Here is a 16605-nt window from a genome sequence, read left to right on the forward strand (position 1 = left end):
CAAGGCGCTCACGGGAACCCCGGCACGGCTTGGCGCAGCGCCGCCGCCCGGGGGGTCCGGGCCACGCCTTGCAGCACGATCGCCGCCGGGGTGGCGCCTCCGCCGTACACCGCCTCGTTCCACACCGGGCGCGGCTCGATCGCCGTTCCCTCCAGGCCGGCCCCGCCAAACAGGCCCACCGAATGGGAAAAGGCATAAATGTCCTGCCCCAGCGCCGTGGTGGTCGAGGCATCGGCCCCGCCGCCAATCAGGAAAAACGTAGCGCTGGCCGTGGCGCCGCCCTTGAAGCGGTCTTCCATGACGGCGCGCAAGCCGGCCTCGGTCATCAAGACCATGACGATCTCGTTGCTCTGCATGCCGATCTGAAAGCCAAACGACCCGGCCGTCAGCCGGTAGAACGCCGGGTCCGATAACGAGCCATCGGGCAGGCGGGCCATGAGAACCCCGTTGCCGTAGGCCGCCCCCAGGAAAAAGCCCGCCTTGTAAAAGGCCGGAACGATCAGCACACCGCGGGCCCGGCGCAGCAAGTCCTTGAGGGTGTCTTGAAAGCCGCTGTCGCGGGTCAGGCGTTCGATAGTGGCTTGTGCGGCACTCATCAGGGCCTGCGCTTCCTCCTGCGCGGCCGATGACAGGGGGGCGCCGGTTCCTGGGGCCTCGGTGGCACGCGGCGCCGCCGCTGGGGTGTCGGTCGAATAGGAGAAGCTGCCGCTGGTTGTTGCGCCGTCGCCGGCCGGCTCGGGGGTCAAGGGCGTCGGCGCCCGCCCCACTTCCCGCTCGGGCAGGGCCTCGGACGCCGGCGCCGGGGCGGTACCGAACTCCTGGCCATAGGCCGGGGATCCGCCCGACCCGACGAGGGGAATCGGTCCTTGGGACTGGCTCCATGCCCTCCCCCCCGGCAGGGCCAGCATCAGACCCAACAGGAGGCGGCAGGAAAAAACGACCAATCGCATGGCTGACCTCTGCTCTCTTGCTGTCCACAGGCTTGCGTGGCTACAGTCGCCCGTCGCGGCACAGGGTGCAAGCGTCCCGCCAGGGACGAAGAGGATGAGACAATGACAGCATTTCCGGGTCATGTGTTGTGTTTTGGTCTGGGCTACGCGGCCACCCGTCTGGCCCGAGGACTGTTGCGCGACGGCTGGCGGGTCAGCGGAACCTCGCGCTCGTCCGACATGCAAGCCGCCCGCGCCCAGGTCCTGCCCGGGGCGCGCCTGTGGCGGTTCGACGGCCAAGCGCCTCTGCCCGACGAGGCGTGGGACGGCGTCACCCATGTGTTGATCTCGGTGCCCCCCGACGCCCAGGGCGATCCCGTATTGCGTCACCATGCCCATGCCCTGGTTAAGCAGCGCCCGGAATGGGTCGGCTATTTTTCCACCACCGGGGTCTATGGCGACACGGGTGGCGGCTGGGTCGATGAGGGCTCCCCGCCCCGTCCCACCCAGGAGCGCAGCCGCTGGCGCGTGGCCGCCGAGGAGGCGTGGCTTGATCTCTGGCGCGAGGCCGACGTGCCCGTTCATGTTCTGCGGCTGGCCGGCATCTATGGCCCGGGCCGTTCGGTTTTCGACCAGTTGCGCGCTGGCAGCGCCCGGCGCCTCACCCGCCCCGGCCACGTCTTTTCGCGCATCCACGTCGATGACATCGGCCTGATTGTGCGCGCGAGCATGGCTGATGGCGACCCCGGGGCGATTTACAATCTGTGCGACGACGAGCCTTGCGAGCCCTCCGAAGTGCTGGATTATGCCTGCCAACTCCTGGGCCGCCCGCTCCTGCCGGCCGAGCCCTTCGAGAGCGTGGCCCCCTCCTTGTCGCCCATGGCCCTGAGTTTCTGGGCCGATCATCGCCGGGTACAAAACGAACGCCTTTGGGATGACTTACGCCTGCGCTTGCTGTATCCCACGTTCCGTCAGGGGCTGGAGGCGATCTTGCGCGAGGAAACCGGGGGGGTGCCGCCGGGGCCGCCGCCGCTGCGCACGCCAGAGTGTTTGTGACGCGCGGCTTTTGTCTATAATTGCTATTGACATTATAGGTAATTTGGGCCATGAAAGGGCTTCTTCTCCTGGGAAGCCCTCATGCTCAGCAACAAAGCCAAATATGGCCTTAAGGCCCTGATGTACCTGGCCGACAACGCGGCCCAAGGTCCCGTGCTCATCGCCGAGATCGCGGAAAAAGAAGAAATCTCCAAGAAATTTCTTGATGCCATTTTGCTGGAACTGCGCAACGCCGGGCTGGTTGGCAGCAAGAAGGGACGCGGTGGCGGATATTTTCTCGCCAAAAATCCCGATGAGATCATGATCGGCACCGTGATCCGCGTGCTGGATGGCCCGATCGCCCCCATCCCCTGCGCCAGCCGCACCGCCTTTCGCCCCTGCGACGACTGCGGCGACGTTCAGGCCTGCGCCATCCGCGCCCTGATGCTCGACGTGCGCGACGCCATGGCCGAGATCCTCGACAATACCACCTTGACCGGCCTCCTCGCCCGCCGCGGCGAAACGCACGACTTCGTTTATTATATCTAAGAAATCCGCAACCGAGGAACGGCCGTCAGATCAGGTGACGCGGGGGCGCTCCCCCTGCTCGCGCAACACGCTCATGGCTTGGTTTAACTGGCTCATCCGGTCGTGATCGCCCAGTCCGCTGTCGGGGTGGAGGATGGTGGCGAGGTGGCGAAAGCGGCTGCGGACCTGCGCGGCGTCCGGCCACGACCCCGGGGCGAAGCCCATGACATAGAGGGCGTCCTGGCGGGTGCCGACGCCGCCGGGCAAAGGGTCGCCGACCAGCAGCGGCACCATGCTGGCCAGTTTGTCCCGTTCGCGGCGCAGGACCTCGACCTCGGTGCGCAGGAGTTCGATCTCGGCGACCAGGGCCGGGTCGGGCCGGGGCGGCGGGGGAGGGCGCTCCAAAGGGGCGCCATTGCCAACGGAGACCACGACATCGCCGGTAGCCAGGGCCAAGGCAATCGCCAGGGCTTGGCGCACGAACGGCACGGTGTAGCCGGTGGCCATGCGGACTTGGAGCCGAGGCTTGCGCCGCCAGGGGCGCCCGGCTGATGGCCCGGACTTGAGCACAACGATTTCCCGATCGCCAGGCGGCGGCTCCCCGGGATCGGGAAACGCCTCGATCTCGGGGGCCGGCACCACCAGCATGACCGAGCGGGCCAAGTCGGCCACGTTGACGCGACGCTGGTCGGCCAGGGCCAGGGCCGCGTCGCGAAAGGTCGAGGGGCAGGGAATCGTGTAGGAATGCTTGACCTCGGCTGCCATGGTCGTGCCGACACCCGCCCTAGGACACAACGGGCTGCGGATGGGGCTTGCCGCGCGCCAGCAGGTCGGCCATGGCCTCGCCGGGCAGGGGCCGCGAGAACAAGTAGCCCTGGATCGCATCGCACTTGATGGAGCGCAGGAAGGCCAGTTGTTCCAGGGTTTCGACCCCCTCAGCCACCACCTTGAGCTTGAGGGCATGGGCGAGGGCGACAATGGCCTGGACGATGGCCGCGTCGTTCGGGTCCTTGGTCACGTCCATGATAAAGCTGCGGTCGATCTTGAGCTTGCGGATGGGGAAGCGCTTGAGCACCGACAGTGAGGAATAGCCGGTGCCGAAGTCGTCGATAGAGCACGAGACGCCGCGGTCGCGGAACATGCGCACCACGTTGATGGCGTTCTCGGGATCGTTCATGGCCGAACTTTCGGTCAGTTCCAACTCCAGCAGGCTGGGGCGCACGCTGGTTTCGGCCAGGGTTTGATCGACGATGGTCAGGAGTTGGCGGGAGTTGTGGAACTGCCGGCCGGAAATGTTGACGGCGACCGGGATCTCGGGCAGGCCGCGCTTGCTCCACTCGGCCAGCCAGCGGCAGGAGTCGGTGAGGATGTGCAAGCAGATCGCGTCGATCAGGCCGCATTCCTCGGCCACCGGAATGAACACGCCGGGGGAGACCATCCCGTCGTCGGGACTGTTCCAGCGGGCCAGGGCCTCGCAGCCGATGATTTCCCCGGAGGCGACATCGACCTGGGCCTGGAAAAAGGCGACGAATTCCTGGCGGTCGAGGGCGCGGCGCAGCTTGTGCTGCATGGTCATCAGCTTGGCGGCGCGGGTGCCCATTTCCTCGGTAAAGAGCAAGAAGCCGCGCCCCCCGTCTTCCTTGGCGCGGTGTAAGGCGGCGTCGGCGTGCATGATCAGGGTTTCGGCCTCTTGGCCGTCGCGGGGGTGGACAGCGGCGCCGATGGACACGGTCAGATCAAACTGCTGGCCGCCGACCTCGATTGGGGTCTCAAACGAGGCTTGAATGTTCTCCACAGCCTCGTGGAGATCGGCCAGGGCGCCAATGCCGGTCAGCAGCACCAAGAAGCGATCGCCGCCGGCGCGACAGACAATGGCCCCGGCATCAAGCCCCTGTTGCAAGCGGCGCGCCACGGCGATCAGCACCTTGTCACCCATGGTGTGACCGATGGTGGCGTTGATGATGCTGAAGCGGTCGAGGCCAAGCGACAGCACGGCCACCGAGGTGCCCATGTTCTGGGCAAAAAGCCGGGCACGTTCGAAGCGCTCGACGAAGAGCGAGCGGTTGCCCAGGCCGGTCAAGGGATCATAATAGGCGAGGAAGGTGAGCCGACCCTCGGCCCGCTTGCGGTCGGTGACGTCAAGACTGACACCTTCCCACACCACGGCGCCATCGGGCAGGCGGTAGGGCCGGGACCAGCCCCGTAACCAGCGCTCTTCGCCGGTGCGGCTCAGGACCTTGATATCATCTTCCATGGGCTCCAGACGCGTCGCCGACTGCTTGAGCGCCTCCAAGAACACCTCGCGATCGTCGGGCGCCATGGCGTCGAGCAACAAGCGGCCATCTTCCAACAGTTCCTGTGGCTCGAAGCCCAGTACTTCGCGCGCCCCATTACTAAGATACAAAAAACGCAGCTCGCCCTCGGGGGTCAGCAAGCGCTGAAACACCAGACCGGGAACGTTGTCGGCAATGTTTTGCAAGCGTTCCTGGGTGGCAATCAGGGCGTTTTCTGTTTCCTTGCGCTGGGTGATGTCGCGAATGACCGCAATGAAAATGCGCCGTCCCTCGGTCAGGACTTCGGAAAGCGCCATTTCCAGAGGGAACACGCTGCCATCGCGACGCTGGCCTCGCAGCTCGCGCGGGCCGGCGCCGATCAAGGACCCCTCGCCGGTCAGGACGTAGCGCTGCAAGAGGCTCTCGCTCCAGGCCGGCTCGGTGTCGGCCATGAGGATCCCCACCGAGCGCCCGATCAGCTCCGCGGCCGGGGTACCGAAAACCGACCCGGCGGCGGCGTTGGCCGACTCGATCAGGCCATCCTCGCTGATGGTCACGATCCCATCGGCGGCATGGTTCATGATCATCTCAAGCCATAACTCGGCCCGCTTGCGGTCGGTGATGTCGATCAGCACGCCGTCCCACAGCACGTCACCGTTGGGCATGACCTGGGGTTGGGCGGTGCCAGACAGCCATTTGACCTCGCCGGAGCGGGCAATGGCCCTGAACTCCTCGCTGCATTGGGTCAAGGTGGCGGCCGAGCGGCGCAAGGTCTCCAGATACGTCTCGCGGTCGGCCCAGTGGATGGCATCCAGGCAGCCGTCGCGGGCCAGGGTCATTTCCTCGGGCTGGAAACCCAAGATGTCCACGAGCCCTGTGGAAAAAAAAGGGTAATACAAGGTGCCATCCGGGCGCATGACCCGCTGAAAAACAATACCCGGCATGTTGGAGGCAAAGTTCCCCAGGCGTTCCTCGGTTTCCAGCCACGTGTCGGGCCCGCTGGGCAGCAAAGGAGCCTCGCGCGCCAGGGCCACCACGTGGCGCCGACCGTCAAGGTCGAGGACGCTGAAGGTCATTTCCAGGGTCAGGAGGGTGTCGTCGATGCCATGTACGCTAAAATAGCGTTTGTCGCTGGGCTGGCCCGGGATCAACTGGGCAGGATCACGTCCCACCAGCGCGGTCAGGGAGGGGGTCTTATCCCCCAGCACGGTGGCCAAGCCTTGCCCCAGGACACTGGCGCGGGGGCGACCGAACAAACGCTCGGCAGCTTGATTGAAGACCACGATGCGCGCGGTGTCATCAAGAACCAAAAGGCCCTCTGGCACGGCCTCGGCGGCCGCTGCCCAGACTTGCTCGCCGTCCACCAGACCAACTCTCACGGATGACATCCCCCGCGTCTTTTCCCTCGTGCCCAAGATAGGCCAAGCCCCCGAGCGAGGCGACGGCTTTTTCCGGGGCATTTCGTCTTTTTACACCGGAAACCAGGGGTTAGGGGGAGAGAAGAAGGCGAGGGAGCCGAACCTCCCCAGCCCCCTTCCTCCCTAAGCGCCGGTGCGGGTGGCGGTGAGCAGGCGGGTATAGAGGCCACCACGGGCGGCGAGATCGGTGTGGGATCCCTGTTCGACGATCCGCCCGTCTTGCATCACAAGGATCCGGTCAGCGTGGGCGATGGTTTCCAGGCGATGGGCAATGATCAAGGTGGCGCGGCCCTGGGTCAGGCGGGCCAGGGCCTCCTGCACCACCTGTTCGGAGGCTGCGTCCAGGGCCGAGGTCGGTTCGTCGAGCAGGAGGATGGGGGCGTCCTTGAGGAACGCGCGCGCGATCGACAACCGCTGGCGCTGCCCCCCGGACAGCCGGGCCCCACGCTCGCCCAGCGGCGTGTCGTAGCCCTGGGGCAGGTCCATGATGAAGTCGTGGGCGCCCGCCTGACGCGCCGCCGCTTCAATCGCCGCCAGGGGCACATCGGGTCGGCCATAGGCGATGTTGGCGCGCACCGTGTCGTCAAACAACACCACGTCTTGCCCCACCAGGGCTAGGCGCTCCCACAGCGAGGCCAAGGTGACGGTGCGCACATCCTGGTCATCCACCAGTACCCGCCCGGCGCTTGGGTCATAAAAGCGGGCGATGAGGGTGAGCACCGTCGATTTGCCCGCTCCCGAGGGGCCGACCAGGGCCACCACCTGCCCCGGCGCCAGGGTCAAGGAGACGTCGTCCAACGCGGCCGGCCCGCCCGCCTCGCCGCGCGCCGGATAGGAAAACGAGACCGTCTCCAGGCGCACGGTCCCGGATCCCGGAACCAGCGGGCGGGCCTCGGGCGCCTCTTGCACCAGGGGGGCCCGGTCCAAAATCTCATAAAGCCGCTCGGCCGCCGCCAGCCCCTCTTGCAACGAGGTGTGCAGGTTGGCGAGCCGCTTGGCCGGCTGATAGGCCAGCATCAAGGCGCCCAGGAACGAGGCCAGCGCGCCGGCACTGACCCGGCCCGCCAACACTTGCTCGCCGCCATAGAGCACCGCCGCGCCGGCCGCGATGCCCACGAACAATTCCATGATCGGCGTCACCAGAGCCCGGGTGCGCTCGGCGCGGAAGGTCAGTTTGCGCACGGTGCCAATCAGGCCGTGCACCCGCTCGCGCTCGACAGCCTCGGCGCCATAGAGCTTGACCATGCGAATGCCGCGCAGCGTCTCGGTCAGGCGGGCGTTGAGCCGGCCCAGTTCGGCCTGGGTCCGCCCCGCCGCCCGGCGCACCCGCCGGCCCAGCCGGCCAATCGGCACGATGGCCAGCGGCAGCGCCCCATAAGCGAGGGCCGCCATCACCGGATCGAGCCAGAAGGTGTAGGCGACCAGCCCCACCAAGGTCATCAGATCACGCCCCAGGCTGGTCAGCCCGTCCGATACCGCATAGCGCAGTTGAAAAAGATCCACAGTAAAGCGGGCTGCGAGGCTGGGAACCGGGTGAGCCTGAAAAAAACCGAGATCCAGACCGGCAAGATGCGCGTAGAGACGGCGTCGCGCGTCCGCCACCGCCTCGAGACCAGCGCGCGCCACCAAAACGGTGGCAAAGTAATTGGAAACGGCCTTGACGACAAACGCGCCCACAATGGTGAGCCCGATGCCCCACAAGGCGTTGGGCTCGCCGCCCTTGACCACCCCGTCGATGGCCGGCTCCAGCATGTGAGCGACAAAGACCGTGGCGCCGGCCAGCACCAGCATCCAAGCCACCGCCCAGGCGATCAGGACGCTCCGGGGTTTTACAAAATCTCGCGCAAGACGCGCAAGCAACGCAGCCGACGAAGGGGAAACAAGGCGGTCGAAAACCACGGGCGGGTCTTCCTTGGCGAGAGGAAAGGACCGGACCTTACCAGCGCCCAGGCATCACGTCCACCCAGGCCCCGGCGTCCTGAGCAGCCCGCGAGAGGACGCGAGGGGTCTGGGGAGGCCCTGCCTCCCCGGCCTGTCTTTTTTTGCTATCACCGACCGCGGAGCCCCGTTCTCTGCGGTTTCTTGGCAAGGCCCTGTTTTGCCCAAGACAGAAGCTCGACGTTTGGTTAAAGTCATGACCTGCCCTTGACATGGATACTCCGACATGATCGTCGAAGAACGTAAGCTGAATCCGATCGAAGACAGCGACATGGATTCCCTCTTTGCGCTGCCTTTGGATATCATTCCGCTGGAAACGCCCGCCCTGAGGCGCGCGCGCATGATCAAAAACGCGCGCCTGCGCAGCGTGATCGAAATGTTCGGCGATATCGAGACGGGCAGTGGCCAGATCGAGATTCGGGATTTGCCCAAACTCTTCGGCTGGGACCCGGAGCAGGGCGTTCATCCCGACATGATCATGCTCTCCAAGCTAGGCGCCCTGGAAAGCTACGATGTTTACTCGCTGCGTATTCTCCTGCGCGAAGCGGGGATTCCCATCAGCAATCAGGAAGCCCTCAAGCTCTCCGAGGAAAAGAGCCAGCAGCTCACCAGCTACATGACCAAGTTCACCTATCCCCTGATCATGCAAATCTATGGGGACGACAACTTGGTCATCAATAGCTTCGATGACGTGGTGAAGCTGTTTCGCGATCCTGACATCAAAAAAGCCAAGCAGCGCCTCCAGCAAATGGCCGACAAGTTAGGCATTACCATTCAGGAAGTGCCAAAATTCCTGGAGGACTATGGCGATATCTTTCTTTCCCTTTCCTACTACCGCAACTGCCTTGACCTGCTGGCGCCGTTGCTCGAGAACTTTATCAGCTCAATGTACCAGTTGCGTAATAACTACCAGCTTCGCCAGGACCCCAATCTGCTCAACACCCTGTCGATGATGGAAAGCACCATGAACGAGCTGTCGGCGGGGATCACCGGCCGCTTCGAGAATTTCGACCGCTCTACCAAGTCCATGTGGGACGACCTGACCGCCGAGCGCTTCCACAAGGTCAAGGCCTTGATCGAGGCGTATCACACCACCATCGGAGGCGTTCTGTGCGGCTTGACCGTGAAGATGAACGCTTGGATCCGTCTGTTCCCCAAGCAAAATTCGGGCGGGCCCATCAAGCGCGCCGAGTTCATCATGAGCGAAATGCGCCAGGGCCTCGACAACATCAAGCGCATCGAAGACAGCGCCCCCATGCTGGCCGCCCTCGGCTAACGCCACGGCAAAAAGGCCGGGGAGCCGGGGGCTCCCCAGACCCCTCGCGCCTTCCTTCAGCGGGGCAGGGTGCCGGCCCGCAGGACATCGTCAAATCCTTCCGCTTGTCCTCGGTCGTGGCGCCGCTCCTGAAAGTGGGCAGGGTCCGCATCTGGGGCTTGGCCCAGGTTGTCGCGTTCGAGTGGGCCGTCCGGCAGGGGGTCGCGGGGGCCAGGGGGGCGCCAAGCACCGTGCCCATTGGCGCCGTGACTGACCAAAACCCAATCCAAGGTGGTGCGAGGCGGGGCGTGATCGCTTTCCACCGCTAACAGACCCGACGTCCCGGCACTCCAGGCGCCCGGCCGGGTCAAGGCCGCCGTTACGGCATAGGTCAGGGTGCGGCCCCAGGGATCAACGCCCTCAACGGGATCCAGGGCATCAAGGGGCAGGACCCCAACCAGGACGGCCGTCGTGCCTTCGGGCCCTTCGTCGCGGCGGCCCGGCGTGGCCGGACGCGGCAGGCGCCCTTCGCGCACGGCAAACGCCACCAGCGCCCGCTCGGCGGCGGCAAGGCGCTGCTGGGCCTGACGCTGGCGCTCCAACGCGTGAAACGGCCGGGACCCCGGCACCGCCAGGAGAGCCCCCAGGCCGACCAAAAGCACCGCGACCAGCACGGTGGCAATCCCCGGACGCTCCCGCAGGATCATGCCTGTGACAGGAGGGGTCTGGGGGAGGCCCCGCCTCCCCGGCCTTTTCTTCTGCCAACGCACTGTCTCTCACAGGCGCGGTAGCGCCTCGAACCAGGGCCCCAGCCGCTCAAGCACCTGCGGCACCGCCCCGGCCAGACGCACGACCTTGCGGCGATCCGTCAGCCCCTGAATGACCGTGACATCGCGTTTGGGGACACCCCAACTCTTGGCCAACAGCTCCACCAGGGCGGCGTTGGCCTTGCCGTCTTCCGGCGGTGCCGAGACCCCGGCTTTGAGCACCAGGGTCCCGTCGGCCTCGCGGGCCAGTCCGGTGACGCCGACCCGGCGGGCCTTGGGCGTCACGCGAACCGCGATCCACACACCGTCCTCGTGCACGCTCCACGGAAGCGCGCCGGAGGCGGGGGGGATCACCGCAAAATGGCCTGGATCAAGCTCTCGACCACCACCAGAACCAAGATGACCACCATCGGCGACAGGTCCACGGGGCCGATGGTGGGCAGCACGCGCCGCAGGGGACGCAAGACCGGCTCGGTCAGCAGATCCAGGAAGCGGATGAAGGACACCACGGTCGGGTTGGTTGCCTTGACGATATTGAAGGCCGTCAGCCAACTCAGCACGGCGGCGGCGATCAGGGTCCAGATATACGTGACAATCAGGAAGGAGATGGCCTGGAGCAAAGCAAAAAGAACGATTTCCATGAGCGCGGGTTCCGGTTGAGGTCACGGGATAAATGCAAAAAAGGCAGGGCGACCATAATCTGGCCCAAGGAGTGACGCAAGGGCGCCTTCTTTGTCCAACAGGGCAATCGGGGGGGGCTGGAAAAAAGGCAGGCTGGGGAGGCTTGCCTCTCCCGGCCCCTCCGATCCTGGGGGCCTCCCTTCACGTCACTGGATCGGGCAAGGTCACGCAAAAGCGGCTGCCCTGGCCGGGGGTGCTCTCCACCGAGATGGCCCCGCCGTGCCGCTCGACGATGCGCTTGGCCACCGCCAACCCGATCCCGGTGCCGGGATAGGCTTGGGCCGTATGCAGGCGCTTGAAGATCACGAAAATCTTGTCGAGGAAGGCCGGGTCCATGCCAATACCGTTGTCGATCACCTCCAGAACCCAGGCCCGTTCCTCGCGCTGGGCGCCCACGTAAATGGCGGGGAGGGTGTCGGGGCGGCGAAACTTGATGGCGTTGCCGATCAGGTTTTGGAACAGGGCCACCAATTGGATCTCGTCGCCATACACCAAGGGCAGGGGGCCGGTGGTGATGCGCGCGCCGCTGTCGCGAATCGCCATGCGCAGATCATCGCACACGGCGTTGACCACCCGCCCTAGGTTGACCATGCGAAACGGCTGCCCGGCCGCCGACAGCCGGGAGTAGGCCAGGAGGTCGAGTACCAGCGCGTGCATGCGTTTCGCGCCGCCCACGATATAGCCCAGGAACTCGTCGGCGTCGGCATCCAGACGCCCCCGGTAGCGCTGGGCCAGAAGTTGGGAGTAGGCGACGATGTTGCGAATGGGCTCTTGCAGATCGTGGGAGGCGACATAGGCGAAGCGCTCCAACTCAACGTTAGAGCGGGTCAGGGCGTCCACGGTCTGCTGGATCTGGTCTTGAGCTTGCTTGCGCTCGGTGATGTCCTGGATGGGGCCGATCATGCGCTGGGGCTTGCCCGTCGCATCGCGCAGCACCTCACCCCGGCTGTACATCCAGCGGACTTGGCCGTCCGAGGGGCGGATGATGCGATACTGGGCCTCGAAGGGGCGGCCGTGCTCTATGACCTCGTGCACCACCATGTGGCGCAGGGCCTCGCGGTCTTCGGGGTGGACCAGATCGAGCCAGCGCCCCAAGGTGGTGAACGGGGTGGCCGGCGTGCCGAACATGCTGTGCACCGAGTCCGAAGTCCGAATGATATCGTTGATGAAATCGGCTTCGTAGTGACCGATGTCGGCGATTTTCTGGATCTCGCCTAGCAGGTTGGCTGTTTCCTTGATTTTGCGCAGGTTTTCGTTGCGCTCAGTGACATCGCGCACGAAGGACACGCTGACCTCGCCCATGGGGCCCACGAAAAAATTGGACGAGATCTCGACATTGATCCCATGCCCATCGGCCCGGCGCAGGCAGATTTCAAAGACAGCGCGCCGGCGGATTTTCATCGACATCCAGTGGTCGCGCCAGATCTGCGGGGTCATGGCGATGTTGAGATCGCGCACATTCAAGGCGAGCAGGTCGAGGCGATCATAGCCCAACAAGGTACAGGCAGCCTCGTTGACATAAACGATGCGCCCCTCTTCATTGACCCAGAAGATCGCCTCGCCCGCAAAGTCCAGAATGTCTTTGTACATGGAGATCTGGTCATGCGCCAAGCGACGCTCTGAAACATCCTTGGCAAAGCCGCAGTACAGTTCCTCCTTGGCGTCGAGGCATACCAGGGTCACGTCTACCGGATAGGTGCTGCCATCCTTGCGGCGGTGGAGGGTTTCCAGTACCACCACCGGTCCATGGGTAAGTTTGGCCAAGGCCTGATGCAACCGATCCGGGGCGCAGCGCGGGTCCAGGTCAAAGACCGTGATCTCTCGGAGTTCCGCTTCGCTATAGCCGGTCGCCAGACAGGCCGCTTGGTTGGCATCCAGGAGGGTGCCATCGGGCTTGAACCAGTAGATTTCAAGGTCGGTCCCCTGCACGGCCAGCGCGGCACGCCGGGCCCGCTCGCTCTCCTTGTCGTCAGCCATCGGGGGGATCCTTATCCCTGGGATCAGGAACATCGCCCTCTTCCTCCCACCCGGCGACGTGGTGGCCTGGGGCGATGAAAAAGGGAAATTTGTCCCATATGCCGTTTTCCCTCCGACCTCGATCGACGTCAACCCCTTGATCCTGGGGGCGTGACAAGTCATCGTCCCTGGGCCGGGACAGGACAATTCTTTGTCCCCCAGCCCGAAGAACAGGAGCCCCGCCCGACAATGGATGCCCCGCTTGCTTCCCCTACGACCGCCACGACTGAAACAGAACTGAAACTTTGCTGTCCCCCCGATTATCTTGCCGCCCTTCTTGCCCACCCCCTGTTTTCCCCTGAGCCCGACGCGCCGGTCGCCACCCGACGCTTGGTGACGCGCTATTTCGACACCCCGGCGGGGGCCCTGGGGCGGGCGGGCTATGCCCTGCGGGTGCGAGAGGAAGAGGGCCAGCGCTGGCAGGCGATAAAAACCCAGGGACATGCCGTGGCCGGTGTGCACGTGCGGGGCGAATGGGAGGGGCCGGTCAGCGGCGAGACCCCCGATCTCGCGTGCTTGCCGCCGGGTGCGCCCACGGCGGCGGTGACGGCCTTGATCGCCGATGCCCCTCTGCTCCCCCTGGTGGTGACCGATTTTCAGCGAACCCTCAAAACGGTGAGGTCAGGTACCACCTTGGTGGAACTGGCCCTGGACGTGGGAGAAATCCGGGCCGGCGGGCGCTGCGAGCCCTTGCTGGAAGTGGAACTGGAGGTCAAGGCCGGGCCGCCCTCCGGCCTCTTTCCCCTGGCCCTGGCCTTGTGCGAGGTGGCTCCCCTCACCGTGTCGCCCCATACCAAGGCCGACCGCGGTGCTGCCTTGCTCACCGGCCAGCCGCCCCGCCGGGTGCCGGCTCCGCCGCCGCCGCCGGTCGGCCCTCTTGGCGCCGGCTTGGGCGCGGCCGAGGCGGCCCGGCGCATTGGCGCCAACGCCCTGGGGCAGCTTTTGGCCCAGGCGCCCCGTCTTTTGTCCGATGACGAGGTCGAGGCGGTGGCCGGCGTCCACCAAACCCGGGTCGCCCTGCGCCGTCTGCGCTCGGTGCTCACCCTGTTCGGCCCGGCCCGTCCGGCCCCCGCCGCTCTGGTCGCCGACTTGCGCTGGGTGATGGGGGTGTTGGGGCCAGCCCGCGACCTGGATGTTTTCCTGACCGAGATCCTGCCCCCCCTGGCCGCCCGTCTGGAGGGGGATCCCGGTCTCGCCTCCTTGCTGGAGCAGGGCCGGCGCGAGCAACACGCCTTGCGCGCGGCGGCCCAAGCGGCGGTGTGCGGCCCGCGCTTCACCACCTTGATTTTGCGGCTGTCGCACTGGCTCGACGCTCCGGGGCCGCTGCCGTCCGCCCCGGCTCTGGGGGCTTTGGCCGAAGCGGCCTTGGAGCGGCGCTGGCGGCGCATGCGTCGGGCCGGACGTGGCTTCGACACCTTGCCCGATCCGGCCCGTCATGCCCTGCGGGTGCGCATCAAAAAAATCCGCTACGCCCTGGAGGTCCTGGCCCCGCTCTATGCCGAGCGCCCGGTGCGCGACACTCTGCGGGCCCTCAAGGACGCCCAGGAGGCCTTGGGGCAGGCCAACGATGCCGCCGTGGCGCGCCATCGCCTGGGCCACCTCGCTTTGCTCTCGGGCGACCCGGTGCTGGCCTTTGGCGCTGGGCGGATCGCCGGCCTGCTGGAAGGCCAACGCGACAGCGTGGACCTACGAGCCCGCGAGACCTGGGCCACCGTGCGCCGCCTCACCCCCCCGTGGGACGACTAACCCCAAAAACCAAGGGGTCTGGGGCGGCCGCCGCCTCCCCAGCCTTATTTTTTGTCTTCCTCCCCCCGATCAGGACCCTCTCCTCCATCATGGACTCCTATCTCACCGGCTTGGCGATGGGCTTCAGCCTCATCGTCGCCATCGGCGCCCAAAACGCCTTCGTCCTGCGCCAGGGGGTGCGGGGCGAGCATGTGCTGGCGGTAGTGCTGGCCTGTGCCCTGTCCGATGCCCTGCTGATTGCCCTGGGCGTCGGCGGCTTCCAAACCCTGATCCAAAGTCTGCCCTGGCTGGATCCGGTGCTGCGTTACGGCGGCGCGGCGTTCTTGCTGTGGTATGGCGCGCTCAGTCTGCGCCGCGCCCTCGGGCCGGCGGCGGCGTTGGCTTTGGCGTCCGACACGCCGGCGCCACTGGGGCGAACCCTGGCCACCTGCCTCGCCCTGACCTGGCTCAACCCGCATGTCTATCTCGACACCGTGGTTTTGCTGGGTACGCTCTCGACCCGTTTTCCCGGAGACGAGCCGTGGTTTGGCGCCGGGGCGGTCACGGCGTCGTTTGTGTTCTTTTTTGCGCTGGGATTTGGGGCGCGCTTCCTGCGCCGCTGGCTGGCCTCGCCGGCGTGCTGGCGTGGCTTGGAGGCGGTGATTGCCGTTATTATGGCCAGCATTGCGATCAAGCTGCTGGTTTTGGAGTGAAAAAACTAAAGGGAAGGCTGGGGAGGCTGGCCTCCTCAGACCCCACAGTCCTGCAGGCCCATCGGGCGAGGTATATCCCAGGAACGGAGGGGTCTGGGGAGGCCAGCCTCCCCAGCCTTGCTTTCACGTCGTCAGGCGACGACCACCCCAGGCCGGCGCAACGGCGGCGGCGGCGGATCGAGCACTTCGACAGGCCGCACCAGCTTCAGCATGGTAGTGAGCGAAATCGACTCCAAGGTCGCGCGCTCCATGTCCTCAATCTCCCACAGCACGCGGCGCAAAGCCTGCCCCTCGGCCGTGGTGTCCCCGGCTTCCCGGGTCCCGGAGGTTTTCGAGCCGATCGGCTCGAACAGCGCGATGATGTCGAGCAAGGTAATTCGCTTGGCGTCGCTGGCCAACCGGTAGCCCCCGCCCATGCCGCGCACCGCCTCCACCAGACCGGCGCGGCCCAAGGTCCGCAGCACCTTCGCCAAGTGATTGGAGGAGATGCCGTATTTCTCGGCGATCTCGGCGGCCGAGACCTGCTGCTCGGGGCGCGCCGCCAGTTCCATCACCGCATACAAGGCGTAGCGGGTCGACATCTGGAGTTTCATGGGGCGAGGTCCTTCTCCAACTCGATGAAGGGCCCGGCCATCATGCCCTGGCTGCGAAAGAAAGACATCAAGGTCTTGGCGTCGCCGTTCTTGGAAACCATCGTGCGGATCTTGGTCACGCCTTCGTCGCGAAAGCGCCCGCAGATGGCCTCGAACAAGTTGGTGCCCACGCCGCGCAGCCGGCCCTCGGGATCCACGGTCAGTGCAAAAACCCAGCCGCACGGCGGCGAGCCGAACTCCCAGGCGCGGACCTCGCCGATGATAAAACCGGCCAAGGTGTTGTCGAGCATGGCGACCAGGAAATGCCGGCCGGCCTCCTGGGTGCCATAGCGCCCAAAAAGATCACGCCAATACTCGGGTTTGGAAACAGCGGTAATCTGGGCATCGAGACTCACGACCGGCTCGATGTCCCCCGCCGTCGCCGGGCGGATGGTCAAGGTCGGGGTACCACCCGACCCCATGCGTTTATAGGCAGATGTATCCACGCGCCGTTGTCTCCACGGGGCAAAGAGGGGGGGGCACGCCGGCGCCGTGCGGGACAAAGGCCCGGTCGCCCCCACGGTGGGGCGCGAAAAAGGCGACGCCGCGAGGCGTCGTGCCCGGAATTGCGCTGGTGAGGTATACGCAGTTTGCCCTCGGGTCAACGGGTGTGCCGTGACTTTCCGGCGTTTTGGCCCGGAAAGGCATGGATCAGGAGGCTGTTCTTGTGGTTTTTCTCGTTTTGCGACAGTTGA

The 16605-nt window shown here is 65.7% G+C and carries 15 protein-coding genes; 5 read left to right on the plus strand and 10 right to left on the minus strand.

All coding sequences use genetic code 11. The features are described 5' to 3' along the window. Nucleotides 1–8: 8 nt before the first annotated feature. Nucleotides 9–950, minus strand: a complete 942-nt coding sequence (locus RSPPHO_RS19910) for a lipid-binding SYLF domain-containing protein (protein WP_157879169.1) — start codon at nt 948–950, stop codon at nt 9–11. 102 nt (nt 951–1052) lie between these two features. On the opposite strand from RSPPHO_RS19910, the gene RSPPHO_RS09755 reads away from it, so the two are divergent. Beyond that, nucleotides 1053–1985 carry an SDR family oxidoreductase gene (locus tag RSPPHO_RS09755; protein ID WP_041794972.1) on the plus strand — a complete coding sequence of 311 codons (933 nt, stop codon included), beginning with the start codon at nt 1053–1055 and terminating at the stop codon, nt 1983–1985. Between the two features lie 81 nt (nt 1986–2066). Then, the gene (locus tag RSPPHO_RS09760; RefSeq protein WP_014415079.1) at nt 2067–2513 is read left to right on the plus strand and encodes an RrF2 family transcriptional regulator; all 447 of its coding nucleotides are present in this window, start codon (nt 2067–2069) and stop codon (nt 2511–2513) included. A 30-nt stretch (nt 2514–2543) separates the two neighbouring features. On the opposite strand, the gene RSPPHO_RS09765 is transcribed toward RSPPHO_RS09760, so the two are convergent. The 3 genes from RSPPHO_RS09765 to RSPPHO_RS09775 form a co-directional block, all read right to left on the minus strand. After that, nucleotides 2544–3257 (minus strand): molecular chaperone DnaJ, encoded by a 714-nt coding sequence (locus RSPPHO_RS09765; RefSeq protein WP_041794978.1) that lies wholly within the window; start codon nt 3255–3257, stop codon nt 2544–2546. A gap of 19 nt (nt 3258–3276) precedes the next feature. Next, nucleotides 3277–6153, minus strand: coding sequence for an EAL domain-containing protein (locus RSPPHO_RS09770; RefSeq protein WP_157879170.1), 2877 nt, complete (start codon nt 6151–6153; stop codon nt 3277–3279). A gap of 153 nt (nt 6154–6306) precedes the next feature. Next, on the minus strand, nt 6307–8082 hold the full coding sequence (locus tag RSPPHO_RS09775; protein WP_014415082.1) for an ABC transporter ATP-binding protein: 1776 nt from the start codon (nt 8080–8082) through the stop codon (nt 6307–6309). Nucleotides 8083–8347: 265 nt separating this feature from the next. Here RSPPHO_RS09775 and RSPPHO_RS09780 point away from each other — a divergent pair, with 265 nt between their 5' ends. Continuing rightward, entirely contained in the window at nt 8348–9397 is a 1050-nt protein-coding gene (locus RSPPHO_RS09780; protein ID WP_014415083.1) for a hypothetical protein, read from the plus strand. Nucleotides 9398–9453: 56 nt separating this feature from the next. On the opposite strand, the gene RSPPHO_RS09785 is transcribed toward RSPPHO_RS09780, so the two are convergent. The 4 genes from RSPPHO_RS09785 to RSPPHO_RS17835 all read right to left on the minus strand — a co-directional run bounded on the left by RSPPHO_RS09785 (nt 9454) and on the right by RSPPHO_RS17835 (nt 12801). Continuing rightward, the gene (locus RSPPHO_RS09785; protein WP_041794981.1) at nt 9454–10083 is read right to left on the minus strand and encodes a hypothetical protein; all 630 of its coding nucleotides are present in this window, start codon (nt 10081–10083) and stop codon (nt 9454–9456) included. Nucleotides 10084–10152: 69 nt separating this feature from the next. Continuing rightward, on the minus strand, nt 10153–10461 hold the full coding sequence (locus tag RSPPHO_RS09790; RefSeq protein ID WP_041797075.1) for a DUF167 domain-containing protein: 309 nt from the start codon (nt 10459–10461) through the stop codon (nt 10153–10155). Between the two features lie 32 nt (nt 10462–10493). After that, entirely contained in the window at nt 10494–10784 is a 291-nt protein-coding gene (locus RSPPHO_RS09795; RefSeq protein ID WP_014415086.1) for a YggT family protein, read from the minus strand. A gap of 181 nt (nt 10785–10965) precedes the next feature. Next, nucleotides 10966–12801 carry a PAS domain-containing sensor histidine kinase gene (locus RSPPHO_RS17835; protein ID WP_051013800.1) on the minus strand — a complete coding sequence of 612 codons (1836 nt, stop codon included), beginning with the start codon at nt 12799–12801 and terminating at the stop codon, nt 10966–10968. Nucleotides 12802–13029: 228 nt separating this feature from the next. Between RSPPHO_RS17835 and RSPPHO_RS09805 the strand changes: the two genes are divergently transcribed. Both RSPPHO_RS09805 and RSPPHO_RS09810 read left to right on the plus strand, forming a co-directional pair. Further along, nucleotides 13030–14586, plus strand: coding sequence for a CYTH and CHAD domain-containing protein (locus RSPPHO_RS09805; protein ID WP_051013801.1), 1557 nt, complete (start codon nt 13030–13032; stop codon nt 14584–14586). Nucleotides 14587–14675: 89 nt separating this feature from the next. Beyond that, entirely contained in the window at nt 14676–15278 is a 603-nt protein-coding gene (locus tag RSPPHO_RS09810; RefSeq protein ID WP_041794983.1) for a LysE/ArgO family amino acid transporter, read from the plus strand. A gap of 131 nt (nt 15279–15409) precedes the next feature. Here RSPPHO_RS09810 and RSPPHO_RS09815 read toward each other — a convergent pair whose 3' ends face one another. Next, nucleotides 15410–15871 (minus strand): Rrf2 family transcriptional regulator, encoded by a 462-nt coding sequence (locus RSPPHO_RS09815; protein ID WP_051013802.1) that lies wholly within the window; start codon nt 15869–15871, stop codon nt 15410–15412. After that, nucleotides 15868–16356 (minus strand): GNAT family N-acetyltransferase, encoded by a 489-nt coding sequence (locus RSPPHO_RS09820; protein WP_242390468.1) that lies wholly within the window; start codon nt 16354–16356, stop codon nt 15868–15870. Before RSPPHO_RS09820 ends, RSPPHO_RS09815 begins: the two co-directional genes overlap by 4 nt. Between the last annotated feature and the right edge of the window lie 249 nt (nt 16357–16605).

The sequence above is a fragment of the Pararhodospirillum photometricum DSM 122 genome (assembly GCF_000284415.1).
Classification (GTDB): domain Bacteria; phylum Pseudomonadota; class Alphaproteobacteria; order Rhodospirillales; family Rhodospirillaceae; genus Pararhodospirillum; species Pararhodospirillum photometricum.

Excerpts from the sequence above, each read along its gene's own strand:
- RSPPHO_RS19910 (WP_157879169.1), bottom strand. The coding sequence starts at position 950 with ATGCGATTGGTCGTTTTTTCCTGCCGCCTCCTGTTGGGTCTGATGCTG.
- RSPPHO_RS09755 (WP_041794972.1), top strand. The coding sequence starts at position 1,053 with ATGACAGCATTTCCGGGTCATGTGTTGTGTTTTGGTCTGGGCTACGCG.
- RSPPHO_RS09760 (WP_014415079.1), top strand. The coding sequence starts at position 2,067 with ATGCTCAGCAACAAAGCCAAATATGGCCTTAAGGCCCTGATGTACCTG.
- RSPPHO_RS09765 (WP_041794978.1), bottom strand. The coding sequence starts at position 3,257 with ATGGCAGCCGAGGTCAAGCATTCCTACACGATTCCCTGCCCCTCGACC.
- RSPPHO_RS09770 (WP_157879170.1), bottom strand. The coding sequence starts at position 6,153 with ATGTCATCCGTGAGAGTTGGTCTGGTGGACGGCGAGCAAGTCTGGGCA.
- RSPPHO_RS09780 (WP_014415083.1), top strand. The coding sequence starts at position 8,348 with ATGATCGTCGAAGAACGTAAGCTGAATCCGATCGAAGACAGCGACATG.
- RSPPHO_RS09785 (WP_041794981.1), bottom strand. The coding sequence starts at position 10,083 with ATGATCCTGCGGGAGCGTCCGGGGATTGCCACCGTGCTGGTCGCGGTG.
- RSPPHO_RS09795 (WP_014415086.1), bottom strand. The coding sequence starts at position 10,784 with ATGGAAATCGTTCTTTTTGCTTTGCTCCAGGCCATCTCCTTCCTGATT.
- RSPPHO_RS17835 (WP_051013800.1), bottom strand. The coding sequence starts at position 12,801 with ATGGCTGACGACAAGGAGAGCGAGCGGGCCCGGCGTGCCGCGCTGGCC.
- RSPPHO_RS09805 (WP_051013801.1), top strand. The coding sequence starts at position 13,030 with ATGGATGCCCCGCTTGCTTCCCCTACGACCGCCACGACTGAAACAGAA.
- RSPPHO_RS09810 (WP_041794983.1), top strand. The coding sequence starts at position 14,676 with ATGGACTCCTATCTCACCGGCTTGGCGATGGGCTTCAGCCTCATCGTC.
- RSPPHO_RS09815 (WP_051013802.1), bottom strand. The coding sequence starts at position 15,871 with ATGAAACTCCAGATGTCGACCCGCTACGCCTTGTATGCGGTGATGGAA.